This window comes from Neptuniibacter sp. PT8_73, from assembly GCF_047778045.1.
GTDB lineage: Bacteria > Pseudomonadota > Gammaproteobacteria > Pseudomonadales > Balneatricaceae > Neptuniibacter.
On record NZ_CP180545.1, the window covers coordinates 627,550 to 650,676 of the forward strand.

Below are 23,127 nucleotides of genomic sequence, written 5' to 3' on the forward strand. Positions count from 1 at the left end.
GAGCAATTAAAGATGTCTGTTAAGGTACTGGTGGTAGATGATTCTGGTTTCTTTAGGCACCGTATTACTGACTTGCTCTCAGGGGATAGTCGAATAGAAGTAGTTGGCTCTGCTCAAAACGGCAAGGAAGGCGTTGAGCAGGCCAAGAAGCTAAAACCTGACTTGATCACGATGGATGTGGAGATGCCGCAAATGAATGGCATTGAAGCAGTCAGAGTGATCATGCGGGAATGCCCAACGAATATACTGATGCTCTCTTCACTAACTCATGAGGGGGCTCAGGTCACATTACAAGCTCTTGAAGCAGGTGCGCTGGATTACTTATCCAAAGATATGCGTGCTTGGATGGAGCATTCTGCATCTTTGGAAAAACAGCTTAGAGATAAAGTTGTTGAACTTGGTCGTTCGCGTCATTCTAAACTTCGTAGCACTTTTATATCTCCATTTAGCTCTGGCGATAGTAAAAGTAAGTCGATGGTATTTAGGCCTGAAACGGAAACTAAGCCAACTAGGTCGGCACCTTCTGCAAGATCTACTAGGCCGATAGAAAGACCTCGTCCTTCATCGAACGTGCCTCTAAGAGATCGACCAACAGCTTCACATTTAAAAACAAAAACGGCTCAACCAGAAGTCAAAAAAACTGCTGCCTATAAGCCTGCGTCAAAAGTTTCTGTTCCTTCCGGTTGTAAGATTGTCGTCATTGGTTCTTCAACGGGTGGTCCAGCTGCTCTTCAGCAGATATTGACCCAGTTACCTGCTAATTTTCCCCATCCTATTTTGTTAGTTCAGCATATGCCTAAGACGTTTACGTCGGTATTTGCTACGCGCCTTGATCAGCAATGTAAAATTTCAGTGAAAGAAGCTGAGGATGGAGACCGTTTGCTACCTGGTCGGGCCCTATTGGCACCCGGCGGCCATCAGATGATTATTGATCCACGTGGTTTGGATAAAATCCGAATTATGCCGGGTGATGAGCGATTAACCTATAAGCCAAGTGTTGATGTTACCTATGCATCTGCAGCTAAAAGTTATGGCAACAAAGTGCTTGGTATTATTCTGACAGGTATGGGTGCAGACGGCCGGGATGGTGCAAAAATGCTACGTCAGCAAGGGGCGACAATCTGGGCGCAGAATGAAGCAAGTTGTACCATTTATGGTATGCCTCAGGCTGTAGTCAATGCTGGATTAGCTAATGAAATTTTAGACCTAACCGAGTTTGGGCCAATTTTGAGTAATAGAAGGTAGTTGCGATGGATTTCACTGCTGTAATAGGTGTATTACTTGCTTTTGCAGCCGTTCTTGGTGGTAACTATCTCGAGGGCGGGCACGCCCAGGAGCTTCTAAACCTGCCTGCCGCGGCAATCGTTATATGTGGCACGTTAGCTGCTGCGATTATTCAGTCGCCAAAACAAGATTTTGCTCGTGCAATTAAATTGATTGGTTGGGCTTTCGGTAAAAATCAACAAGACCTCCAGGGCAAAAGTGATGAGATTGTACAATGGTGTGTGATTGCTCGTAGAAAAGGGCTTTTAGCGCTGGAAGATGAAGCTGAAAAGCATAAGGATGACTTTGTTAAGACTGGGCTGCTTTTATTGGCTGATGGTAAAGGACCTGATGTTATTAGAAGTACGCTAGAGGTTGATCTTATTACGATGGAACAAAGAGATCTTCAAGGTGCCAAAGTAATAGAAAGTATGGGCGGATATGCGCCAACGCTTGGGATTATTGGTGCGGTCTTAGGTTTGATTCATGTTATGAGTAACCTTTCTGATCCAGAAGGTCTAGGTGCTGGTATCGCAACTGCTTTTGTCGCGACTATTTATGGTATTGGGATCGCGAACCTATTCTTGATTCCGGTAGCAAATAAAATTAAGAGTTTGATCTCAATGAGATATCAGGCTCAAGAGATGGTGTTAGAGGGATTGATGTTTATTGCAGAGGGGCAAAATCCTAAGGCGATTCAACAACGTCTCCAAGGTTATTTGAGATAATTATGCCTCGCCGACAGATAGTAGATGATAGCGTCCGGAATGACCGCTGGGTTATTTCCTATGCAGACTTTATCACTTTGCTGTTTGCATTTTTTGTCGTGATGTATGCAATTTCATCGGTTAACGAAGAAAAGTATAAACATTTAACGGAAGCGTTAGCTGGCGTATTTGTTGGTGTAGATCAAGCAATTGATAGTAATCCAGCTCCGGGCAAAGGAAAGAGTGAAAGTGGATTTGCTATCTTTATAGGTGGTAAAACCGATGTGGATGTGCCGGAAGTTACAATTTCCCCGCCAGATCAGGAAGAAACAAATGCTTTAAAAGCCTTGCAGCAGGAGATGGCTGTAGCTTTTGCTAAGCTGATTGATGAAGGTCAATTAAGAATTACAGGTAATGATCTTTGGCTTTCTATTGAGCTTCGATCTCACTATCTTTTTGATTCAGGTGGTGCCTTACCTAATATTCTTGCGGACCAATTGCTAGAGCAGATAGCGATTATGCTTAAGGGGCGACCTAATCCTATTCACGTGGAAGGGTTTACCGATAACCAAAGAATATCGACCGATGCGTACCCCTCAAATTGGGAACTATCAGCAGCTAGAGCTGCTGCAGTTGTAAGATTGTTGGCTCAATTTGGAGTAGAGCCAGAGCGAATGGCTGCTGTGGGTTATGGTGAGTTTCAGCCCGCTTACAGTAATCGTACCGCAGAAGGTCAGAAATTAAATCGCCGAGTGTTGATTGTCGTTTCTCGAGACGAGAAAGTCCGTAGGACAGTATCTTCATTTGGCAGTCAGCAGGTCAGTGCTGATGCTGTATCAACGGTGTTATCAACGCCGGAAGAAGAAACAGTACCCGTAATTGAACAGGTAGAAACCGGAGATGGTGATGTTTTGTTCAGAAGAGCTGAACCGAAATCACCGGAACAGGAAGACAATTAAATGCATGTATGGTCAGTTGCCAACCAGAAGGGTGGCGTCGGCAAAACAACAACAGTAGTGACAATCGCCGGGTTATTGGCGGAGGTCGGCTATCGTGTCTTGTTGATTGATTTGGATCCGCATGGATCTTTGACCAGTTATTTTGGTTATGACCCAGATGAATTAGAAGACAGTGTCTACGACCTATTCACTGGCAGTAGCCAAGTTCAAAAAGATGACGTAACCCGCCTGTTATTAAAAAGTAGTCATGAGCGTATCGAGCTAATCCCTGCTTCTACAGCAATGGCGACATTAGAGCGTAAAGCAGTAGGTGCTGAAGGCATGGGGCTGCAGGTTGCAAAAGCCTTAGCGCATGTCCGCGATCAGTATGATTATGTGTTGATTGATAGTCCACCTGTTTTAGGGGTGTTGATGGTTAATGCACTTGCTGCCTGTGAGCACTTGTTGGTCCCTGTGCAGACTGAGTTCTTAGCTTTGAAAGGTCTAGAACGTATGGTTAGAACGATCAATATGATTAACCGTGCTCGTAGCAAAAAATTGAGCTTTACGATTATTCCGACCTTCTATGACCGCAGAACTCAAGCCTCAGTAAGTAGTTTGAGAGAACTTCATCATAACTACCCTAATGAAATTTCTAACGCAGTTATTCCGGTAGATACCAAATTTAGAAATGCGAGTATTCAAGGACTTGTGCCTTCGGTTATGGACTCTAGTAGTCGGGGGGTTCATTCCTATGCGCGTTTATTACGTACTTTACTTGAACGTCAAAAGCAGGAGGCCTTATGAGTCAGTCAGATAAAAAGCCTCTTGAACAGGATGAAGTAGAAGTTCATGGCGTCCAAAAGCTTGTTTTTGATTATCTAGAATCGTTGCTTTCAGATCCTGATGCGGGGGCAATTGATACGGAAGCTGAAATTGCCGCAATTGAAGAGCAGATCGCAGCAGAAGAAAGTTTAGAGCATCAAGGTTTAGGTGCTGTAAGTGAAGAAAATGCTTTGCTTGCTGAATCGACAGATCAAAATACTGAAGAGCCAGAGCCAGAGCCAGAGCCAGAGCCAGAGCCAGAGCCAGAGCCAGAGCCAGAGCCAGAGCCAGAGCCAGAGCCAGAGCCAGAGCCAGAGCCAGAGCCAGAGCCAGAGCCAGAGCCAGAGCCAGAGCCAGAGCCAGAGCCAGAGCCAGCACCGGAGACAACTCCAGATCAGGCGCAATTAGCTGCAGGTTCGGGGGCAACAAGCCGAGAGATCAATTGTGTGTTGATCAAGATGCATGGCTTAAATTTAGCGATTCCGTTCGATTATATTGAAGGAGCTGTGCATTTAAGTTCTGTTTCTCTAACGTTGGATGCCGCACATGATTGGTGTCTAGGTCGCTTTGGTGGAACCAGCGCAGATACCAATGTTATTGATACTGCATTGTGGTTAATTCCAGAGCGTTACCAGCCTGAGATGGCTAAATACGATGAATTAATCATTCTTCGTGGTCGCCATTGGGCCCTAGCTTGTGATGAATTGGTAAAATCGGTGCGGATCCCAGCGGATAAAGTCTCTTGGGCTGGCAATGATAATCCACGTAAGTGGCTATGGGGTACTTACATGGAAGAGCGTTGTGCCATTCTAGATATTCCTGAATTGATGAATCAGTTTGATAAGGCTTTCTAACGGATAGAGGCTTTGGAGAGATAATGCCGTCATTGTTTGAAATTGTTCTACTTATCATCGCGTTGGGTACGGCTTGTACAAGCTACGTGCTGTTCAAGCGCTTACAAAAAAATGAGCGTCAGCATCAGGCGCTTATCAATGTTCTGCGCAATGAAATTCAAGCAATGACTAATGGTTCTATCGGTATGGGGCGTCGTCTTATTGAGGTGGAACAGAAGCTGAATCTCACCGCTGATAAACAACTGGAATTAGAAAACCGAGACCCGTCTGCTTTGGCTTACAATCAAGCGACCCGTTTAATGGAGATGGGAGCGGATGTTGATGATCTGGTCAAAAATTGTGGGTTAGGTCGACCTGAAGCGGAATTAATGGCGCTGTTGCATAAAGAGTTACAAGCGCCTCATGAGGCATTAGGTTCAGATCGTTAGTTCTTCTGCTCTGCTGCCTTTATGATCTCAGCCGGATCATGTTTTAGGCTGTAAGCAAAGGCAATTACTTCCGCAATTGCTCTGTAGAGTGATTCAGGAATCTCGTCACCCAGTTCAAGTCTGATTAACACTTCCACAAGTTCAGGGCTTTCGTGGATGTGGATATTATTTTCTTCTGCGAGCGCAATGATCTGTTCGGCAATTTCCCCCATACCTTTAGCAACGATGAGCGGGGCCTTACCCATCTCTTGATCGTATTTCAGGGCGATCGCTTTTTGTCGCGGAGCATCTAAATCAGGTTTGGAAAATTTCATGTATGCAGATCGACTAGCTGTTTATGAACCACCTGATCCTGACGAGGGGCTTGACCCTCGTGCCAAGTGATTTCTGAATTATTAAAACCACACATTCTTAATTTATCAGCAAACTCTTCAGAGCGTTCTCTCAATTTTTCTGCGGTATCTTTTTGTTCACACCAGAATAGCGTACTGATTTCATGCTCATCTGTTAATCTGATTTCAGCATCGACGCCGCCTTGCTCCTCAAGATCAAAATGCAGTCGAACCCGCCAAACTGAAATCATTTCGCCTGCAGCGTTAGTCCCGCCTTCTCGGCTAAGTCTAAGTTCTAAATTCTCCCAGCTTTCACCTTGTTTAATCGGTAGATCTAGCTGTAATACGCGCTCAAATCCGCCATCTGGCAGCTCGCGCCACTGATGAAGAGAGTTTATCTGTTGGCTGGTAACCCTAGATTGGAGGCCTTTAATGATTTGATCAAAACGTTCTCGTTGTTCAGCAGGAAGTTTGTCGCTGAGCTGTTGCAATTGTTGCAACTGGGCTTTCATGTCTAAAGGGCTTGCACTTCGTCCTTGGCTTAATTGGCGCTCAGTACTTAACCCACCTAATTCAACGTTTTGACGTATCTGAGAGGGCGCTTCGCTACTCCCCGGGCGGACGCCAAACAGGTTCAGCATGCTACGAACTACACTGCCTATCTGAGAGGTTTGGCTCGCCTCAGTCGAAGTGGCTTGTGCCAACTGATTAAAAACAGTAGCTGTAGGTTGCTGTACAGGCAAAGTATTTCGCAGTATTTCCTGTATAGCTGGTTTGTCTAACGCAGAATTTAACGTCAGAGGTGGTTCCTGAATACGCAGAACCTGAACGTTTTGATTGCCGTTAGAGACCAATTGCAGTTGAGCGCCCTGTGGAATAGGCCGAGGCGATTGAACCTCTACTTTTGAACCGTCTGGTAGCGCCAAGCTTACAAGGTGATGTATTGGTGGGCCTGTTCTAACAGGTGCAGGGTTTTGTTGGACCTGTTGTGCAGCTGGGTTAGTTTTATCTGCAATGTTTTGCTGTTGCGGTTGTATCAAAGGTCCAGTGGTTTGTGAGGTAGTTACTGCAGTTGCCCCTTGAGTTGTGGGAGCGGGTTGGTTTTGCGGCGCGCTGTTGTTGATTGGCGTTGTAATGTTCGGCTGAGCCCCCGCAGTATTTGTTGCTTGGGCAGTATTGCTCTGAACACTTGTTGGTGTGGATGCAATTGCCGGTTGTACTGGGGTTGATCCGCCTGCTGCAGAGGTGCTTGCCTGAGCGGTTGGCGCGGGTGCTTGTTGGGCTGCCGGGCTCATATTATTTGGCTGACCAGAAGTTGTTATGGCTTGTTGCGAAGTAGATGTTGTTTGTTGGGGTGTTACTGATATTTGTTGCGGCGTTGTTGGGGTGCTCGCTGCATTAGTTTGTACTGGCTGAGTACTCGGTGTAGAAGGTGGATAGACAGGGCGACTGCTGATGACTGCAGCGGTAACACGAGTATCAGCAGGAAGTTTTAGAATATCACCTGATTGGGCCAGTTTTAGTTGTATTCCTTGATCAGGTCTAGTGGCCGTATTGTTAGCGCTTTGCTGTGTTTGTTGCGGTTGGTTTTGCGTATTACTGGTCTGGGTATTGGCTGTATTACCCGTCTGTGCAGGTTGCGGCGTGATTTGAATTTGGCCATCACTTTGACGATTTACATTAATTTTCTGCCCTACAGGTAGGGCTTGAAAGACACCCATCTGTATCAAACGATTGTTAACTTCCAGTTTGAGCTTAAATACTTCCGGTTGGATCTGATCCCTACTTACCGCTACAACGGTCGCACTGACGTTCTGCCCGACTGGGAACAGTCGATTTACATTCTGAGCAGAATCGCTACTACTGCTGGTTGTTTGCAGTGGAATAGCAGGTAGTTGTGGTAGCAAGTTTAGTAACCTCTAGTCCTAGGAAATGAGTAAGGAGCGTGCGGGCGTTATTCTATGAGAAATATATGCTGCTAAATGAGGATAAGAATCCAACTTTTAGAAAGCAATACAACAGTGCCGTGCAATCAGATATTCGTATATAATCCCTCGGTTAATAATCGGCAGATATTGTAAAAAGTATAGTTTATTGCCGTAAATTACATTTCTTAAGCGATTAAAAGTTTAAGAAATAGGTCGGAAGACTCGATTGGGTTTGGGGATTGATTTGGATACAGCGTTAATACAAGTTGAAAACCTGTTTTGTGAGCGTGACGAACGTATTCTGTTCGAAGATCTAAATTTTTCTGTATCACAAGGCGAAGTTATCCAGATCGAAGGACAAAACGGTAGCGGTAAAACGACGCTGCTGCGTATCCTCAGTGGCTTATCTAATCATTATGAAGGTGATATTTACTGGGAAGGGGAACCTGTCTCAGAGGTTCGCGAAGAATTCCGTCGAGAGCTCCTATATTTTGGTCATCACCCTGGGGTGAAGGCTGTGCTCACGCCTGAAGAAAACCTCCAATGGTATGCAGCTATGCATCCGGGGATAAATGTCGCTGAGATCCCTATGGCGTTAGATAAAGTGGGATTAACTGGTTTTGAAGATTCTCCCTGCCATACGCTTTCTGCAGGTCAGAATCGTCGAGTGAGCCTTGCGCGTTTGTATTTAAGTAGCGCTAAGTTGTGGATTCTCGATGAGCCGTTCACTGCCATTGATAAAAAAGGTGTCGCTGAAAAAGAGCAGCTTATTCTTGATCATGCGAAGCAAGGTGGCTGTGTGATTTTGACCACTCACCATGAGCTGGGTGTGGGCGAGCAGGTTCGTCGATTAAATCTTGATGAATTGGCGGGAACTTAATGGACCAGACAGTGACAAAAGATGAGTTAGGTCAGGGCGATACGTCTGTATCAAGTTTATTCTATGCCGTATTAAAGCGGGATTTAATGTTGGCTTATCGCAAAAAAAGCGATTTGTTTAATCCGCTCATTTTCTTTTTAATGGTCGCGACATTATTTCCACTGGGTGTGAGCCCTGAACCGACGTTCTTGGCTGAGGTGGCTCCCGGTGTTGTTTGGGTAGCAGCATTGCTTGCTACCTTATTGTCTATGGATAGCCTATTTCGATCAGATTTCGAAGATGGAACATTAGAGCAGACGCTGTTAAGTCCGCAGCCACTGTTTGTGGTTGTGCTGGCTAAAGTGATTGCTCACTGGATGATGAGCGGTCTGCCATTAACGCTATTAGCGCCCTTACTCGGGGTTATGCTGTTTTTACCAGCAGAAGGAATGAGTGGTTTGATGTTGAGTCTGTTGCTTGGGACACCAACATTAAGTTTGATCGGTGCCATTGGTGCGGCATTGACGGTGGGATTACGAAAGGGTGGTGTGCTGATATCTCTACTTGTGCTGCCACTGTATATCCCTGTGCTTATTTTTGGTACGAGCGCAGTTCAGGCGGCAGTGACAGGATTGCCTCTTGCTGGGTATTTTGCGTTGTTAGGCGCTATTTTGGCTTTGGGTGTTGTGATGGCGCCTCTTGCAATTGGTGCAGCATTAAGAATTTCCGTGAGCGGATAAGTTTAGGTTGTTATGAGCGAAAAAAAGAAGTGGATGCCTCGTTGGTTTTATCAATTGGCATCGCCACGTTGGTCTTATGAAATTATGGGTAAGCTGCTGCCCGGATTTGCAATTGCAGCGACTATTGCACTTATTGCAGGTGTTGTTTGGGCGCTAGGTTTTGCACCAGAGGATTACCAGCAAGGTAACAGCTTTAGAATTATCTATATCCATGTTCCTTCCGCTATATTAGCTCAATCCTGCTATATGATGATGGCAATCGCAGGAGCAATAGGACTTATCTGGAAAATGAAAGTGGCCGATATGGTCGCGAAGTCTTGTGCACCTATTGGTGCATCCATTGCAATCTTGGCTTTAGCGACTGGCGCTATCTGGGGTAAGCCTACTTGGGGCTCCTGGTGGGTTTGGGATGCGCGCTTAACGTCTATGCTAATTCTCCTATTCCTTTATTTGGGCGTTATTGCTTTGAACTCTGCAATCGAGAGCGAAGCGACGGCGGCTCAAGCTTCTGCAGTTTTATCTTTGGTTGGTTTGGTAAATATCCCAATCATCAAATATTCAGTTGACTGGTGGAACACTCTACATCAGCCAGCAACATTTACTTTGACTGAGAAACCGGCAATGCCCGCGGAAATGTGGGTGCCACTCCTCGTCATGGTTATAGGGTTTTATTGTTTCTTCGCGGTCTCTTTGATGATGCGTACTCGAAATGAAATTTTATATCGAGAACGTCGCTCCAGTTGGGTGCGGGAATTGATAGAAAAACAGAGAGGCTAACCCAGTGAGTTTTGATAGTTTTTCAGATTTTATCGCGATGGGCGGACATGGTTTATATGTCTGGCTAAGTTATGCCATCGCTTTATTCGTTATTGTTATTAATATTGTGAACCCGGCACTGCAAAAGAAGAAGGTTATCTCTGATCTTGTACGTCGCCTGCGCAGGGAGAAAAAATCTTCATGAACCCTAAACGCAAACAACGTTTAATTATCGTTTTATTTATTGTCTTTGGTGTCGGAGCGGCTGTTGGCTTAACTATGTTCGCTCTTAGCCAAAATATTAACCTTTTCTACTCTCCAACTGAGATTGCTAAGGGCGAAGCACCTAAGGATACGCGAATTAGAGCGGGTGGTATGGTTGTAGAGGGTAGTGTAAAGCGTGATCCGCAAAGTCTGAAAGTAACCTTCCAACTTACAGATTATGAAAGCGTAATGACGGTTCATTATGAAGGTATCTTGCCTGACCTATTCCGAGAAGGTCAGGGTATTGTTTCCCAAGGTAAATTGAATAGTTCGAATGAACTTGAGGCGACTGAAGTGTTAGCTAAGCATGACGAAAACTATATGCCACCAGAAGTTGCTGAAGCACTAGAAAAGAGTGGTCATATGCCTAAACCTGAGGGTGAGGTATATAACAAATGATCCCTGAGTTAGGTCAGTACGCACTAATTTTATCTTTATGTTTGGCTGCGTTATTAGCGGTTGTTCCGTTAGCAGGTACTTATAGTAAGAATGCTTTGTGGATGGGCTTTGCTCGTCCATTAGCAACCGGCATGTTTGCCTTCTTGATGGTCAGCCTAGTATGTCTTGGCTACGCCTTTGTTGTAGATGATTTCTCGGTTGCCTATGTCGCAACAAACTCAAATACAGCGCTACCTATCTACTACAAAATCAGTGCAATCTGGGGCGGACATGAAGGTTCGTTACTGCTTTGGGTTGTGATTTTAGGTGGCTGGACTTGGGCTGTAGCGATTAAAAGCGACAACTTACCGCAAGATATTGTCGCTCGTGTATTAGGTGTCATGGGTATTATCAGTGTTGGTTTTATCCTGTTTACACTGATGACATCGAGTCCATTTGAACGTCATTTGCCTCGCTTCCCACAAGAGGGTGGCGACCTTAACCCACTACTGCAAGATATCGGTCTGATTCTGCACCCGCCAATGCTGTACATGGGCTATGTTGGTTTCTCTGTTGCGTTTGCCTTTGCTATTGCTGCTTTGCTAAGCGGTCGTTTAGATGCGGCTTGGGCGCGTTGGTCTCGTCCTTGGACAATTGTTGCGTGGGCATTCCTAACCCTAGGTATCGCATTAGGAAGCTGGTGGGCATATTACGAATTAGGCTGGGGTGGCTGGTGGTTCTGGGATCCAGTAGAGAACGCCTCATTTATGCCTTGGTTGGTGGGTACGGCACTGGTTCACAGTTTAGCTGTCACTGAAAAGCGTGGTGTGTTTAAAAGCTGGACGGTACTGCTAGCGATCTTTACTTTCTCGTTGAGCTTGCTTGGCGCCTTTTTGGTTCGTTCTGGTGTGCTTACATCAGTACATGCCTTTGCGACAGATCCTGAACGAGGTTACTTCCTACTTGCGCTGTTGGCGATCACGATTGGTGGATCTTTATTGATCTACGCATTGAAAGCTGCACATGTAAAAAGCGAATCAAGTTTTGAATTGGTTTCTCGTGAAACTTTCTTGCTAGGTAACAATGTTCTTCTAGTGGTAGTAGCTATGATGGTTCTATTAGGAACATTGTATCCGCTGCTTATTGATGCCTTAGGTATGGGTAAGATTTCGGTAGGTCCTCCGTACTTTAACGCACTATTTATACCTCTAATGGCTGTAATGGTTGGCTTTATGGGCTTTGGTATTCTTTCTCGTTGGAGAAGTACTAAGAGTTCATATCTTACTGCTCAATTAGTCATTCCATTTGTATTGAGCATCGTCTGTGCTGCTGTGTTCCCTCTGCTGTATGGCGATGGCTTTGATTGGTACGTATTCCTAGGCATGGCGCTTGTATTCTGGATTACGTTCGTATCGATTAAAGATATTTGGAACAAAGTTTCTCACCGTAAGGCTCCTTTTAAGGCATTAACGACCTTGTCTCGTAGTTATTACGCGATGGTATTAGCCCATATTGGTGTTGCGGTAACGATTGTTGGTATGACCCTCGTTTCCATCTATAACGAGGAGCGCGATCTTAGAATGGTGCCGGGTGATAAACTGAGCTTTAAACAGTACGAGTTTATTTTTGACGGCACTCGAGATGTTGTAGGCCCTAACTATGTTTCAGATAAAGCACGTTTACGTGTACTGAAAGATGGTGAAGCTTATGGCGAACTTTTCCCAGAAAAACGCATGTACAACGCCAGTGGCACAGTTATGACCGAAGCAGCAATAGATCCAGGTTTAACACGAGATCTATATGTTGCGTTGGGTGAGCCTCTTGAAGGCGGTGCATGGGCGGTTCGTGTTCAGCATAAACCATTTGTACGTTGGTTATGGTTGGGCGGCTTGCTAATGACCGTTGGTGGTTTGTTGGCTGCGATGGACAAACGTTATAGAAAACAAAATAAGCGTGCTGTAGCAAACGCTTAAGTATTAAGGGTAAATAATCATGCGTCGCTTTGTTTTGTTTATTCCATTGGCGATTTTCTTAGGAATAGGTGTTTTTCTTTGGCGTGGTCTTCAACTGGATCCTACTGAATTGCCTTCAGCACTGTTGAATAAGCCTTTCCCACAGTTTGAACTACCGTCACTGTATGACGAAGGGATGATGCTGAACGCAGATGATCTTAAGGGTGAAGCTGCTTTAGTTAACGTTTGGGCAACTTGGTGTCCGTCCTGTAAAGAAGAGCATGCACAGCTGAATAGTATTAAGGCCGAAGGCTATAAAGTTATCGGTATTAACTATAAAGATGAGCGCCAGAAAGCAAAAATTTGGCTGAATAAATACTTAGATCCCTACGCAACAAATGTTTATGACGACAAAGGAAGTTTAGGCCTAGATCTTGGTGTGTATGGAGCACCTGAAACTTATGTGATCGATGCACAAGGCGTGATCCGCTATAAGCATGTGGGTGTTGTCGATCAGCAAGTTTGGACCAAGCTTAAAGGGATAATTGATCAGATCAACAGTTCTGAGAAGGTCGCTGCACAATGAGAAAAATCCTAGCGTTATTGCTGTTTTCTCTGCCTATGTCGCTATGGGCAGCTATTGATACTTACGAATTTAAGGATGAGGAAACGCGCGAACGCTTTCGTCAATTAACGTTCGAGCTACGTTGTCCAAAATGCCAAAACCAAAACTTGCAGGATTCTAACTCGCCTATCGCTTCTGATTTGCGTAACGAAGTCTACAAGATGTTGCAAGAAGGCAACGATAACGACGAAATTGTCGATTTTATGGTAGCAAGGTACGGTGATTTTGTTTTATATCGCCCGCCGGTTAATAAAGCGACCTATGTATTGTGGTATGGCCCGTTTGTGTTGGCTGTTATCGGTATTATCGTGATGGTTTTTCTTTCTCGAAAGCGCAAGAAGAAAGTGGACGACAAAGGGCAAGATCTAGATTCATCCCTTAGCGGTGATGAAGCCCAGCGCCTGAAAGATATTTTAGATAAGGGTAAAGATAAATGATTGAACTATGGGTAGGCATAGCGCTGTTAACGGTACTGGCTATTGCTTTTGTATTTTTACCCTTTGTACGTGCTAGACGCCTAATTCAAAATGAGGTTGCTGAAGATCGCGAACAACAAAATATCGAGATCTTTCAGGAGCGCTTATCCGAATTAGAAGAAGAGAAAGCTGCAGGCAACCTAGATGATACGGATTTTGCGACGTTGAAAACTGAGCTTGAGCGAAATCTGCTTTCAGATGTAAACGAGCAAAAACAGTCGAAGAAGGGCATTGCATTAACGTCGCAAACGCTAGTGACTGTAACACTGTTGGCATTAATGATTCCTGTTGCTGCTATTGGTTTGTACTCCGTTTACGGACGTTCTGCAGATCTAGAGTTATCAATGCAACAGCCGAAAGATCCTTTCAATGGTAAACAACCGACACTGGAAGAGGCCGTTGCTCAGCTTGAAAAAGAGCTCGAGCTGAATCCAGAAAACCCTGAAGGTTGGTACTTACTATCAACAACCTATATGAATCAAGGGCGCTTTAAAGAGGGGGCTGCTGGTTTTGAAAAGGTTGTTTCTTTGTTACCTGAAGATTCACCGCAGTATGCGGATGTTTTAGGTCAGTACGCACAGGCTCTATTTTTTGCTAATGAAAGTAAAATGAGCCCAGAGATCAAAACGGTTATTGATAAGACGCTAGCTATTAAGCCTCTAGAAATTACCGTTTTAGGTTTGTTAGGTATTGATCGCTATGAGCACAAAGATTATCAAGGTGCGCTGGATTATTGGTTGAAAGCGCTTCGTAACTCTGACGGTAAGACTGCAGAATCTCTTCGTTCTGGTGTACGCAATGCTCGTGATGCCTTGATTGCTGAAGGTGTTGATGTACCAGAAATTCCTGAGTTAATGCCAGCATCAATTAGCTTGAAAGTGAATATTGATGACCAGCTGAAACAGCAAGTTGCTGCTGATGCCACTGTGTTTGTGTTTGCACGCGAAGTAGGCGGTCGTATCCCGTTAGCAGCTGTTAAACTTCAAGTTTCTGACCTACCTATTGATGTCGTTCTTGATGATTCTAAAGCGATGAATCCTCAGTCAGGTTTATCTACGGTTTCGACAGTTGAAGTATCTGCGAGAGTCTCAAAAACGGGTGAACCAAAAGAACAGTCAGGTGATCTATATGGTCTGATCTCCCCAGTTCAGGTGCGTGGTACAACTTTACCAATGATTCTTACGATCGATAGAGTTGTCGAATAAATCTGGCTCTTTTATAGTGGGTACTTATTACCGTTTTTTAAGATAAGGTCGCGACTAAGCACATGGAAATCACTCTGCGTGAATGGTTAATAATCGGTGGGGTTGTTTTAATCCTACTGATTGTTTTGGATGGTTGGCGTCGTATGCAAATTGGGCGTAATCGCCTAAAGATGAACATCGACAAAAACTTTGTTGATCTTCCTGAGGGAGATGACTCATTTAATCCAGAGTTACCGTCAGGTGGTGCCCGCAAGGTCGCGTTAGATGATGACCCGCTTTTCTCCAATCACCGTCCTAATTTAGACGGTGATCCCCCCTCTGCTGAGACTCAAAGCTCTTCTGCTACAAGTGCAATTGATGCACAAGAGATGCAGCCGCTAGCAGAAGAAAAATCTGTTGAAAAAGAAGAGCCTATAGCGCCGGTTTGGGATGATAATCTAGATATTGATGACGGTATTGTTGGCAGTGCGCGTAAGGTTGAAGTAGAGCCGACACTAACTGTTGATGACATCCCTGTAATGGATGAACCACTTCCAAAAGAAGCAGAAGAAACAAAAGAAACAAAACCTGAACTGTCCGATTATGCTGTGGATGAAGGAGTGTTGGGTCCTGCTCGCGTAGTAGAACAAACTATTCCAGAACCAGAACCAGAACCAGAACCAGAACCAGAACCAGAACCAGAACCAGAACCAGAACCAGAACCAGAACCAGAACCAGAACTTCATTCTTACCAGAAAGTTACTGAGGAAGAGGTTCCTGTGGTTACAGCGGATGACGGTTTTGAGCAAAATACTGCTGAAATCGAAGACGCTACTGCTCCATATCATGAAGATGAAGTTCTTCAAGAGCGGTCGATAGTCGAGTTAGAACCTGAAGCAGTCGAAGACACTGTGCAGCCAGAACCGGAAGTTGAAATTGCTCAGGAATTAGAACAAGAGTCTCAGTACTATGCTGAGCTTTCTGATGAAGTTTCAGAAATTCAAAGTGTTGATACTGAGCAGAATCATGATGTTGAAGCAACGAACACTCAAATTAATGAGTACGAAATGCTTCAGGAAGAGTCTGAGACTGAACTTGAGTTAACAGAAGTTGTTGACGAAGAGCTGAAACCAGAACAGCCTGTTGAAACTCAACAGCCTATCGAGAACTTTGTAGAGCCAGAGCCAGAGCCAGAGCCAGAGCCAGAGCCAGAGCCAGAGCCAGAGCCAGAGCCAGAGCCTGTAATTGCAGCCGTAGCTGAGCCCGTTCAAGAGATTGACTTCGAAAAGCCTGTTACGCTTCTTATGGATGAGCTTGATGAAAAAGAGCATATCCATGAAAACGAACAGGAGCATGAGCCTTTCCCTCAGTTGGACCTTAAAGGTGTGGAGAACAGTACTCCTTCAGCTGTTGAAGATGATCCACAAACAGGCTTTGATTTTGGTCATGCAGAAGAGGACCCATATGCCAACCTAACCCTAGGTTCGGCGTTAGATAATGATTGCTCTGAGCTTTCAGTTACAGAGACTATTTCAAAAGCCCCAACGGCTGAGGCTCAAGAGATTCAAGCTGAAGAGGCTGGAACTAAAGATGCCAGTTATGAAAAAAACATGGAGCCTGAGTATCTGCGTGAAGAAGTAGAATATTCGCCGGAACCAGATGCTATGGTTGAGCAAGTTGAAGTTATTTCCGATGTTCAGCCAGAGCCAGTTGTAGCGCCTGCAGGTGTGCAGCGGAAGCCTTTAGAGAAAGATCCAGATCCTGAAAATGTCTTGGTGATCTCTGTAATTGCAAAAGAACAGCCACAGTTTAACGGTCCTGTATTGCAAAAAATAGTTGATGCCTGCGGTATGAACTTTGGCGAAATGGATATTTACCACCGTTTCGAAAAAGCTTCGGGTGTTAGTCCTGTACAGTTCAGTATGGCAAATGCGCTTCCACCAGGCACCTTCGTTCAAGACAATCCCGAATCACTTACGACAAAAGCGGTGATGTTCTTTATGTCTATGGAAGAACCGCAAGATGTAATGGATGCCTTTGAGTGTATGTTGGCTACTGCAGAAACTGTAGCGAAGCATCTTGGTGGCGAAATGCTCGATGAAAACCGATCGGTGCTAAGAAGCCAGACGATGGAACACTACCGACAGCGTGTTCGCGATTTTGAAATGAAAACTCTTAAAAAGCGTGGCCGTTAAGCCACGCTTTCTTCTCTCTATACCCCTGATTGAGTCTTACCGTGTCTATACAAGAACAGATCGAATCTCTGCGTGAGCAACTAAACCATCATAACTATCGTTACTATGTTTTGGATGATCCAGAGGTTCCGGACGCTGAGTATGATCGACTTTTCCATGAGTTGAAAAAGTTAGAGAGAGAAAAACCTGAGCTCATAACATCTGATTCGCCGACTCAAAGAGTTGGTGGGCAGCCTCTATCGGCCTTTAGCCAAATTGCACATGAACTGCCGATGCTCTCATTGGATAACGCTTTCAATGAAGAGGATATGCAAGAGTTCAACCGTAGAGTGGTAGAGCGTTTGGATCAACAAGGTAGTGGTTCTATACAATATGCTTGTGAGCCAAAATTAGACGGTATCGCTGTAAGCTTAATCTATGAAAATGGTTTGCTTGTTCGTGGCGCAACGCGCGGTGATGGCACGACGGGTGAAGATATCACGCTGAATGTACGTACCATTCCTACAATTCCTTTAAAGCTAACAGGCAGTGGTTATCCAGAGCGGATAGAGGTCCGTGGTGAAATCTACATGCCGAAAGCAGGTTTCGAACTGTTAAATCAACGAGCAGCTGCAACGGGACAAAAGCCATTTGTAAATCCACGTAATGCTGCAGCAGGGAGCCTTCGTCAGTTGGACCCCAAGATTACCGCATCTCGACCTCTAGAAATGTGTAGTTATAGCGTTGGTATCGTTTCTGGCGGTGAGTTGGCTTCTGAGCATGCGGCCATACTGATCCAGCTAAAAGAGTGGGGCTTTAAACTCAATCCATTGTTAGATGTTGTCGATGGTGTTGATGGTTGTATGACGTACTATCAAAAAGTCTCTGAGCTGCGTGATTCGCTTCCTTACGAGATCGATGGTGTCGTTTTTAAAGTGAATAACCTTGAGCAGCAAAAACAGTTGGGCTTTGTATCACGAGCGCCGCGCTGGGCAATAGCGCATAAATTCCCTGCTCAAGAAGAGATGACAACAATTCGTGCAATTGAATTCCAAGTTGGTCGTACAGGTGCGGTTACCCCTGTGGCTCGTTTAGAGCCTGTTTTCGTGGGTGGTGTGACGGTTTCTAACGCCACTTTACACAATATGGATGAGATTGAACGTCTTGATGTCCGGGCAGGTGATACGGTGATCATTCGTCGTGCTGGCGATGTGATTCCTCAAGTTGTTCGAGTGTTACATGATAGAAGGTTACCCGAAGCAGAAGCGGTAGAGTTTCCTAAATCTTGTCCCGTATGCGATTCGGCTGTAGAGCGACAAGAGGGGGAGGCAGTTGTTCGTTGTACGGGTGGTTTGTATTGTGCTGCACAACGAAAAGAGGCGCTAAAGCACTTTGTATCCCGTAAGGCGATGGATATCGATGGCTTAGGTGATAAGTTAATCGAAATGCTAGTCGATCTGGATATGTTACATAATCCAGCGGGATTGTTTACCTTGGATCAAGCGGAGATCGCTAAGCTTGAGCGAATGGGGCCTAAGTCTGCCGAGAACCTGATTAATGCGATTAACAACAGCCGTAATACACAATTTCCGCGTTTCCTATACGCTTTGGGTATTCGTGAAGTAGGTGAGGCAACTGCTCGAGCGTTAGCGCATCATTTTGGCAAGCTAGATGCTTTGATGTCAGCATCTGAAGAAGAACTTATCGATGTGCCTGATGTAGGGCCGATCGTAGCAAAACATATTACTCAGTTTTTTGCGCAGGAACATAACCGCGAAGTTATCGATGCTTTGATTAATGAGGCTGGTATTTCTTGGGAGGCGATAGAAAAACCATCTGAAGATGAGTTAGTCTTGCAGGGTAAAACATGGGTTCTGACGGGTAAGTTGGAGCGTATGGGGCGGAGTGATGCGAAAAATCACTTGTTGGCTTTAGGCGCTAAAGTGGCTGGCAGTGTCTCTGCAAAAACTGATTGTGTAGTAGCTGGGCCGGGTGCCGGCTCAAAACTTAAAAAGGCAAACGATTTGAACATATCCACAATGGGTGAAGATGAGTTTGTTAACTTTCTAGCTGAGCATGGAGTGAATCTGTAATGCTAACTCAGTTCAATCATAAAGCTTATGGTGTACTTATCATTTCATTGCTTCTTTCTGGTTGCTTTGGTGGGGCTACTACTAAGCCAGCTCTGATGATTTGTGATGAGTTAGATGACACTGATGATTGGATTGAGCCGGCTGTTAATGTTCAGCAAAAATACGGTACTCCCCTGGCTTTAACTCTAGCTATGCTTGAGCTGCCATTAACTGAGCTAGATAAAAAACACGTTCGCCCTCGTGCTGCAGATTGGGATGAATTCCGTATCCGTAGTGAGCGTTGGGATGCTGAGCCTACAGAGGTAGAAGATGCTGTTCATTTTGTTGGTTGGTTTACACAGCAGAGTGTGAGCCGCAATGGTCTTGCTTGGAATAATGCGGCAGGTCACTACTTGGCACTTCGGCTAGGTCATGGTGGTTATCACCGTTTTGATTCAACTAAATATCCAGAACTTACTCAGCAAGCGCGTGGTATTCAACAAAGATATGATCGCTGGCAGCGTGAATTGCACGGATGTAAAGACCGTTGGCAGGGGGAAAGCTGGTTTAGTAAGTTGAAGATCTGGTAGTCCCACCTTTATGATTATCCCCTATCAAGAACTTGAACCAGATACACTCACGGCATTAATCGAAGAATTTGTCAGCCGTAATGGTACTGACTATGGTGAATATGAGTTCTCACTCTCCGATAAAGTCGCCCAAGTAAAATCTCTCTTGCAATCAGGGCAGGTCGTTATCTTGTTCAGCGAGAGTACAGGGCTTTGTAATATAGTATCTAAAGACACATTGTAGCGCTGGGCCTTCTATTCGATCTGCAAGGCCTTGGATAATCAGCGAGGTACTTATATGGATCAGTTAGAACAAATTGTCAGTTTGGTAGCACTGACGATGGGAGTTGGTTGGGCAAGTGGTATTAACTTATACGCCACTGTCCTAATGTTAGGCATGCTCAATAATATGGGACATATCGCCTTACCAGAAGAGTTACAGATTGTTAGTGATCCACTCGTTTTAATGGCTGCTGGTGCTATGTATTTTGTCGAGTTTTTTGCCGATAAAGTACCTGGGGTCGACACAGGCTGGGATACATTACACACCTTTATTCGAATTCCCGCTGGTGCTGCTTTAGCTGCTAGTGCAGTAGGTGACGTAACCCCTGCGGTAGAGTTGGCTGCAGCTTTGGCTGGTGGCACATTAGCTGCGGGAAGTCATGCGGCGAAAGCAGGTGGGCGCGTATTGATTAACACCTCACCTGAGCCTGTGACCAATTGGACGGCTTCAATTAGTGAAGACCTGCTGGTGTTAGGTGGCCTGTGGGCTGCACTTAACCACCCAATTTGGTTCTTGGCTGGTTTAGTAATCTTTATTTTGTTGCTGGTGTGGTTGCTTCCAAAGATTTGGCGCGGTGTGAAAAAGGTATTTAGGTTTATTGCTGGGTTGTTTGGTGGCAATAAAGAGGAACCTAAGGAGCTATCATCGCATCCACCGCAGCGCCCTAAACCCATCTCTCCAAATGAGGGCCGCTGACCAGTAAGCGCAAAAGGTCAGTTCTACAGACGATGCCAACAACTTGGTCTTGATCATCAACCACTGGAACGGCATTGATATCATTCTCAATAAAATTCATCGCGACATCTTGAACCATAGTTTCAGGTGTCGCTGCCGTTAGTTTTTTGGTGCATAGGGATCGAACAGGAGAGACAGAATCTATCCCTGCTGCAATTAGATCCGTTTTGTGAATAAGCCCTAAGGGGCGTTGATCCTCTTCCATCACTACCAAGTGATTGATTTCCAGAGAATCCATTCGTTTCCAAGTGCTGCTGATAGGAGTGCTAGGTGTCACACTATGTACTGGTGAAACCATAATTCTGGAGACCGTTAACTGCGGGCTGTCGGGTTCAGTATGGCTATCGGCAGTATTAGAGGCGTAGGCACGGCTGGCGTTGTCATTGTTTTCTGGGCCTTTGTGAGGCCCAGGAATGACAAATTTCTCACCGTCGGCATGGAGGCGATCTTCCATATCTGCGCTACGGTGGCTATGGCGGCTGTGCTTTAGAGAATCAACACCTTTCTCCCTAAAGAGAGACTCTTTAGGTGTTTGTATTCGATAGCCTTGATCGTATACGTAAAGTGCCATAGCTACTCCAGCCAAACAGTAATAAATTAAATATAAAGCCGAAGTTGCTGATTATGCAACTCCGGCTATATCTATCTATATCGTCTGTTTTATCAACTTCTTAATGATAAAACGGGCAGGGTTGATGGCATCTATGACATCTTTTGGTAGGGGAAGTGGCTCATCGCAAATCATCGAGGCTAATAGTTCTGCTGAGATTGGGCAGGTAATTAACCCTTTTGAGCCATGGCCTGTATTGACGTAGAGATTAGGGTGATGCTCTGCTTCTGCATTCTCGAAGCGCCATTTTCGATCTTTTCTTAGTTGTGCGAAGGTTTCAATAAACTCATCTTGCACCGGTGCAGGACCCACAATGGGCATGTAATCTGGTGTGCTGCAGCGGAAGGCTGTGCGTCCCTGCAGATCATTAGATTCTGAAGCTAAATCTGCATGTATGTCGGGTAGAACCTTACCTAACTTTTCTAGATTGGATTCATGGTCTTCTTGCGTGACATTGCGCTCTTTACCTTGAAGATCATAAGTCGCGCCAAAGCAATACTGTTGGTTTTGAGCTGGCGAGATATAACCATCACCACAAACCACACTGTTTAACTGGCTGTTTGTTGGTTTAGGTTCAGTAATGGATACTTGGCCACGGATGGTTTTAAGAGGAAGATGATCTGTTTGGTTAAATTGGTTCGCCATCTCGGCATTACAGATAACAACATGGTTAGCCGATAAAGCCTCACCGCTTTGTGTTGTTAACTGCCAATGATCTTCTGCATAAGAGATTTCTTTTACTTGCTGTTGTACTACCGAGATATTCGGATGATCTACAAAATGTTTGCACAGCGCTCGTGGCGAAACCCAACCTGCTGAAGGGAAAAATAAACCACCAAAATTAACAGCTGTACCGGCGATCTTGGATAATTCCGTAGCATTTTTAAGAGAAACAAGCTCTTGTGGGTAAGTTTCTTGTTCGATCAGGTTGTTTTGACGAGCGAGTTCTTTGTCGCTTGTTGCAAGCTGCATAACTCCGCATTGAGACCAAAATGACTCTACTGGGTCAATGCGCTTGAGCATATTAACGCTGTATAGAAAGCCGCTTAGATGTAGCTCGCCCTGAGTCGTTTGTTTGACTGGAAGTTTGGCGTACAAAGCCCCCTGGGGGTTACCGGATCCGCCAGTAGCTAACTGATTTTCTTGTTCGATCAGCGTAACTTTAACGCCTCGTTCGGCTAGGGCTCGCGCAGTCGAACAACCTGAAAGACCGCCACCAATAATTGTGACCTCTTCTGGCTTTTTAGATGCTGGCAATTCAAACCAAGGTTTATCAATGGGCGTAGTCGTTGTGCTCTCAACAAAGGTGCCGACTAACATTTCGCGCTTACGACCAAATCCCTTCTGTTTTCTTACATCAAAACCAACGTCCCTTAAGCCGCGTTTTACAATACCTGCCGCTGTGAATGTAGAAAAGGTTGTATCTGGTTTACTTAGACGGGCGATTTCACGGAATAGCTCCGGCGACCACATGTCTGGGTTTTTAGAAGGAGCAAAGCCGTCTAGGTACCATGCATCCACCTTGGCGGATAAACGAGAGTATGACTCGCCAGCATCGCCAAACATGAGCGTTAGCTTGATGCGGTTGTTATCGAAATAAAGGTGATGAAAACCTGAAGTGTTTAAAGGGTATTGAGAAACGAGTTGATCAGCTAGGTCTGTTAGCTCGGGCCAATTAGATAATGCTTTTTTTAAATCGCTCCGGTTTAGAGGGTACTTTTCGGTACTAATGAAATGCAGTTCGCGATTGCTTCGCATCTCGCGAATTCGTTTCCACAAAGATATAAAATTTAAACCTGTTCCAAAGCCTGTCTCTGCAGTAGTAAAGGGGCGTTCATGGTCCAGGCAGGTTAGTCGTATATCTAAATTGTTACCTTCTTCGAAAACGTATTGTGTTTCCTTTATGCCATCGTCTATTGAAAAATATATGTCATCATAGATGGTTGAAATAGGTGAGTTATGCTTCCAGTTTACAATTTTTGAGTTGGACATGTTGGGTATTTGATTGAGGCTGGCTAGGTATGCAAACAGCATTTAGTAATTCAATTGAGTTTATAGCAAAAAATTTAAAACTTATATCTTCTGCGGCTGCTCAGGGGGAACTATCGAAAAATTTACTTCAACGGCGAACGGGGTAGGTAATATTGAAGTTACTAAATAGAATGTTTTGACGGA

The 23,127-nt window shown here is 44.9% G+C and carries 24 protein-coding genes; 20 read left to right on the forward strand and 4 right to left on the reverse strand.

The features are described 5' to 3' along the window. Positions 1 to 12: 12 nt before the first annotated feature. From ACMXYN_RS02665 to ACMXYN_RS02690, 6 genes are read left to right on the forward strand one after another with little or no spacing between them, the layout of a single operon-like run. Positions 13 to 1,245, forward strand: a complete 1,233-nt coding sequence (locus ACMXYN_RS02665) for a protein-glutamate methylesterase/protein-glutamine glutaminase (protein ID WP_415893381.1) — start codon at positions 13 to 15, stop codon at positions 1,243 to 1,245. Between the two features lie 5 nt (positions 1,246 to 1,250). Beyond that, positions 1,251 to 1,991: a flagellar motor protein gene (locus ACMXYN_RS02670; protein WP_415893382.1), complete on the forward strand. Its 741-nt coding sequence runs from the start codon at positions 1,251 to 1,253 to the stop codon at positions 1,989 to 1,991. Positions 1,992 to 1,993: 2 nt separating this feature from the next. Next, the gene (gene motD / locus ACMXYN_RS02675) at positions 1,994 to 2,929 is read left to right on the forward strand and encodes a flagellar motor protein MotD (protein WP_415893383.1); all 936 of its coding nucleotides are present in this window, start codon (positions 1,994 to 1,996) and stop codon (positions 2,927 to 2,929) included. Beyond that, entirely contained in the window at positions 2,930 to 3,715 is a 786-nt protein-coding gene (locus ACMXYN_RS02680) for a ParA family protein (protein WP_415893384.1), read from the forward strand. It abuts the gene before it with no gap. Further along, entirely contained in the window at positions 3,712 to 4,587 is an 876-nt protein-coding gene (locus ACMXYN_RS02685; protein WP_415893385.1) for a chemotaxis protein CheW, read from the forward strand. Before ACMXYN_RS02680 ends, ACMXYN_RS02685 begins: the two co-directional genes overlap by 4 nt. Positions 4,588 to 4,610: 23 nt before the next feature. Next, on the forward strand, positions 4,611 to 5,015 hold the full coding sequence (locus ACMXYN_RS02690) for a DUF2802 domain-containing protein (RefSeq protein ID WP_415890245.1): 405 nt from the start codon (positions 4,611 to 4,613) through the stop codon (positions 5,013 to 5,015). On the opposite strand, the gene ACMXYN_RS02695 is transcribed toward ACMXYN_RS02690, so the two are convergent. Then, positions 5,012 to 5,329 (reverse strand): EscU/YscU/HrcU family type III secretion system export apparatus switch protein, encoded by a 318-nt coding sequence (locus ACMXYN_RS02695; RefSeq protein ID WP_415893386.1) that lies wholly within the window; start codon positions 5,327 to 5,329, stop codon positions 5,012 to 5,014. The genes ACMXYN_RS02690 and ACMXYN_RS02695 overlap by 4 nt on opposite strands. Next, positions 5,326 to 7,254, reverse strand: a complete 1,929-nt coding sequence (locus ACMXYN_RS02700) for a flagellar hook-length control protein FliK (RefSeq protein ID WP_415893387.1) — start codon at positions 7,252 to 7,254, stop codon at positions 5,326 to 5,328. The genes ACMXYN_RS02695 and ACMXYN_RS02700 overlap by 4 nt, the downstream gene beginning before the upstream one ends. Before the next feature lie 265 nt (positions 7,255 to 7,519). Between ACMXYN_RS02700 and ccmA the strand changes: the two genes are divergently transcribed. The 14 genes from ccmA to ACMXYN_RS02770 all read left to right on the forward strand — a co-directional run bounded on the left by ccmA (position 7,520) and on the right by ACMXYN_RS02770 (position 20,303). Further along, entirely contained in the window at positions 7,520 to 8,155 is a 636-nt protein-coding gene (ccmA, locus tag ACMXYN_RS02705) for a cytochrome c biogenesis heme-transporting ATPase CcmA (RefSeq protein WP_415890248.1), read from the forward strand. Continuing rightward, positions 8,155 to 8,874: a heme exporter protein CcmB gene (gene ccmB / locus ACMXYN_RS02710; RefSeq protein WP_415883445.1), complete on the forward strand. Its 720-nt coding sequence runs from the start codon at positions 8,155 to 8,157 to the stop codon at positions 8,872 to 8,874. Before ccmA ends, ccmB begins: the two co-directional genes overlap by 1 nt. A gap of 12 nt (positions 8,875 to 8,886) precedes the next feature. After that, complete coding sequence (locus ACMXYN_RS02715; protein WP_415890249.1) at positions 8,887 to 9,651, forward strand: heme ABC transporter permease; 765 nt, start codon at positions 8,887 to 8,889, stop codon at positions 9,649 to 9,651. Between the two features lie 4 nt (positions 9,652 to 9,655). Then, positions 9,656 to 9,835 carry a heme exporter protein CcmD gene (ccmD, locus tag ACMXYN_RS02720; RefSeq protein ID WP_415890250.1) on the forward strand — a complete coding sequence of 60 codons (180 nt, stop codon included), beginning with the start codon at positions 9,656 to 9,658 and terminating at the stop codon, positions 9,833 to 9,835. Further along, a complete protein-coding gene (ccmE, locus tag ACMXYN_RS02725) occupies positions 9,832 to 10,293 on the forward strand; it encodes a cytochrome c maturation protein CcmE (protein WP_415893388.1) in 462 nt (153 codons plus the stop codon). The genes ccmD and ccmE overlap by 4 nt, the downstream gene beginning before the upstream one ends. Next, on the forward strand, positions 10,290 to 12,245 hold the full coding sequence (locus ACMXYN_RS02730; RefSeq protein WP_415893389.1) for a heme lyase CcmF/NrfE family subunit: 1,956 nt from the start codon (positions 10,290 to 10,292) through the stop codon (positions 12,243 to 12,245). Before ccmE ends, ACMXYN_RS02730 begins: the two co-directional genes overlap by 4 nt. 19 nt (positions 12,246 to 12,264) lie before the next feature. Continuing rightward, entirely contained in the window at positions 12,265 to 12,810 is a 546-nt protein-coding gene (locus ACMXYN_RS02735) for a DsbE family thiol:disulfide interchange protein (protein WP_415893390.1), read from the forward strand. Beyond that, a complete protein-coding gene (locus tag ACMXYN_RS02740; protein WP_415886947.1) occupies positions 12,807 to 13,286 on the forward strand; it encodes a cytochrome c-type biogenesis protein CcmH in 480 nt (159 codons plus the stop codon). The genes ACMXYN_RS02735 and ACMXYN_RS02740 overlap by 4 nt, the downstream gene beginning before the upstream one ends. Beyond that, positions 13,283 to 14,530 carry a c-type cytochrome biogenesis protein CcmI gene (ccmI, locus tag ACMXYN_RS02745; RefSeq protein ID WP_415893391.1) on the forward strand — a complete coding sequence of 416 codons (1,248 nt, stop codon included), beginning with the start codon at positions 13,283 to 13,285 and terminating at the stop codon, positions 14,528 to 14,530. The genes ACMXYN_RS02740 and ccmI overlap by 4 nt, the downstream gene beginning before the upstream one ends. A 62-nt stretch (positions 14,531 to 14,592) precedes the next feature. Next, a complete protein-coding gene (gene zipA / locus ACMXYN_RS02750) occupies positions 14,593 to 16,704 on the forward strand; it encodes a cell division protein ZipA (protein WP_415893392.1) in 2,112 nt (703 codons plus the stop codon). A gap of 41 nt (positions 16,705 to 16,745) precedes the next feature. Further along, entirely contained in the window at positions 16,746 to 18,776 is a 2,031-nt protein-coding gene (gene ligA / locus ACMXYN_RS02755; RefSeq protein ID WP_415893393.1) for an NAD-dependent DNA ligase LigA, read from the forward strand. Beyond that, positions 18,776 to 19,345, forward strand: a complete 570-nt coding sequence (locus ACMXYN_RS02760) for a hypothetical protein (protein WP_415893394.1) — start codon at positions 18,776 to 18,778, stop codon at positions 19,343 to 19,345. Before ligA ends, ACMXYN_RS02760 begins: the two co-directional genes overlap by 1 nt. A 10-nt stretch (positions 19,346 to 19,355) precedes the next feature. Beyond that, a complete protein-coding gene (locus ACMXYN_RS02765; protein WP_415893395.1) occupies positions 19,356 to 19,568 on the forward strand; it encodes a YheU family protein in 213 nt (70 codons plus the stop codon). 54 nt (positions 19,569 to 19,622) lie between these two features. Next, entirely contained in the window at positions 19,623 to 20,303 is a 681-nt protein-coding gene (locus tag ACMXYN_RS02770; RefSeq protein ID WP_415893396.1) for a DUF4126 domain-containing protein, read from the forward strand. On the opposite strand, the gene ACMXYN_RS02775 is transcribed toward ACMXYN_RS02770, so the two are convergent. Together ACMXYN_RS02775 and mnmC are read right to left on the reverse strand one after the other, a co-directional pair. Further along, positions 20,272 to 20,913, reverse strand: coding sequence for an HPP family protein (locus ACMXYN_RS02775; RefSeq protein ID WP_415893397.1), 642 nt, complete (start codon positions 20,911 to 20,913; stop codon positions 20,272 to 20,274). The two genes, ACMXYN_RS02770 and ACMXYN_RS02775, sit on opposite strands and share 32 nt — an antisense overlap. A gap of 75 nt (positions 20,914 to 20,988) precedes the next feature. After that, positions 20,989 to 22,986 (reverse strand): bifunctional tRNA (5-methylaminomethyl-2-thiouridine)(34)-methyltransferase MnmD/FAD-dependent 5-carboxymethylaminomethyl-2-thiouridine(34) oxidoreductase MnmC, encoded by a 1,998-nt coding sequence (mnmC, locus tag ACMXYN_RS02780; RefSeq protein WP_415893398.1) that lies wholly within the window; start codon positions 22,984 to 22,986, stop codon positions 20,989 to 20,991. Positions 22,987 to 23,127: the final 141 nt, after the last annotated feature.

Excerpts from the sequence above, each read along its gene's own strand:
- ACMXYN_RS02665 (WP_415893381.1), top strand. The coding sequence starts at position 13 with ATGTCTGTTAAGGTACTGGTGGTAGATGATTCTGGTTTCTTTAGGCAC.
- ACMXYN_RS02670 (WP_415893382.1), top strand. The coding sequence starts at position 1,251 with ATGGATTTCACTGCTGTAATAGGTGTATTACTTGCTTTTGCAGCCGTT.
- motD (WP_415893383.1), top strand. The coding sequence starts at position 1,994 with ATGCCTCGCCGACAGATAGTAGATGATAGCGTCCGGAATGACCGCTGG.
- ACMXYN_RS02680 (WP_415893384.1), top strand. The coding sequence starts at position 2,930 with ATGCATGTATGGTCAGTTGCCAACCAGAAGGGTGGCGTCGGCAAAACA.
- ACMXYN_RS02685 (WP_415893385.1), top strand. The coding sequence starts at position 3,712 with ATGAGTCAGTCAGATAAAAAGCCTCTTGAACAGGATGAAGTAGAAGTT.
- ACMXYN_RS02690 (WP_415890245.1), top strand. The coding sequence starts at position 4,611 with ATGCCGTCATTGTTTGAAATTGTTCTACTTATCATCGCGTTGGGTACG.
- ACMXYN_RS02695 (WP_415893386.1), bottom strand. The coding sequence starts at position 5,329 with ATGAAATTTTCCAAACCTGATTTAGATGCTCCGCGACAAAAAGCGATC.
- ccmB (WP_415883445.1), top strand. The coding sequence starts at position 8,155 with ATGGACCAGACAGTGACAAAAGATGAGTTAGGTCAGGGCGATACGTCT.
- ACMXYN_RS02715 (WP_415890249.1), top strand. The coding sequence starts at position 8,887 with ATGAGCGAAAAAAAGAAGTGGATGCCTCGTTGGTTTTATCAATTGGCA.
- ccmE (WP_415893388.1), top strand. The coding sequence starts at position 9,832 with ATGAACCCTAAACGCAAACAACGTTTAATTATCGTTTTATTTATTGTC.
- ACMXYN_RS02730 (WP_415893389.1), top strand. The coding sequence starts at position 10,290 with ATGATCCCTGAGTTAGGTCAGTACGCACTAATTTTATCTTTATGTTTG.
- ACMXYN_RS02735 (WP_415893390.1), top strand. The coding sequence starts at position 12,265 with ATGCGTCGCTTTGTTTTGTTTATTCCATTGGCGATTTTCTTAGGAATA.
- ACMXYN_RS02740 (WP_415886947.1), top strand. The coding sequence starts at position 12,807 with ATGAGAAAAATCCTAGCGTTATTGCTGTTTTCTCTGCCTATGTCGCTA.
- ccmI (WP_415893391.1), top strand. The coding sequence starts at position 13,283 with ATGATTGAACTATGGGTAGGCATAGCGCTGTTAACGGTACTGGCTATT.
- zipA (WP_415893392.1), top strand. The coding sequence starts at position 14,593 with ATGGAAATCACTCTGCGTGAATGGTTAATAATCGGTGGGGTTGTTTTA.
- ACMXYN_RS02760 (WP_415893394.1), top strand. The coding sequence starts at position 18,776 with ATGCTAACTCAGTTCAATCATAAAGCTTATGGTGTACTTATCATTTCA.
- ACMXYN_RS02765 (WP_415893395.1), top strand. The coding sequence starts at position 19,356 with ATGATTATCCCCTATCAAGAACTTGAACCAGATACACTCACGGCATTA.
- ACMXYN_RS02770 (WP_415893396.1), top strand. The coding sequence starts at position 19,623 with ATGGATCAGTTAGAACAAATTGTCAGTTTGGTAGCACTGACGATGGGA.
- ACMXYN_RS02775 (WP_415893397.1), bottom strand. The coding sequence starts at position 20,913 with ATGGCACTTTACGTATACGATCAAGGCTATCGAATACAAACACCTAAA.
- mnmC (WP_415893398.1), bottom strand. The coding sequence starts at position 22,986 with ATGCTGTTTGCATACCTAGCCAGCCTCAATCAAATACCCAACATGTCC.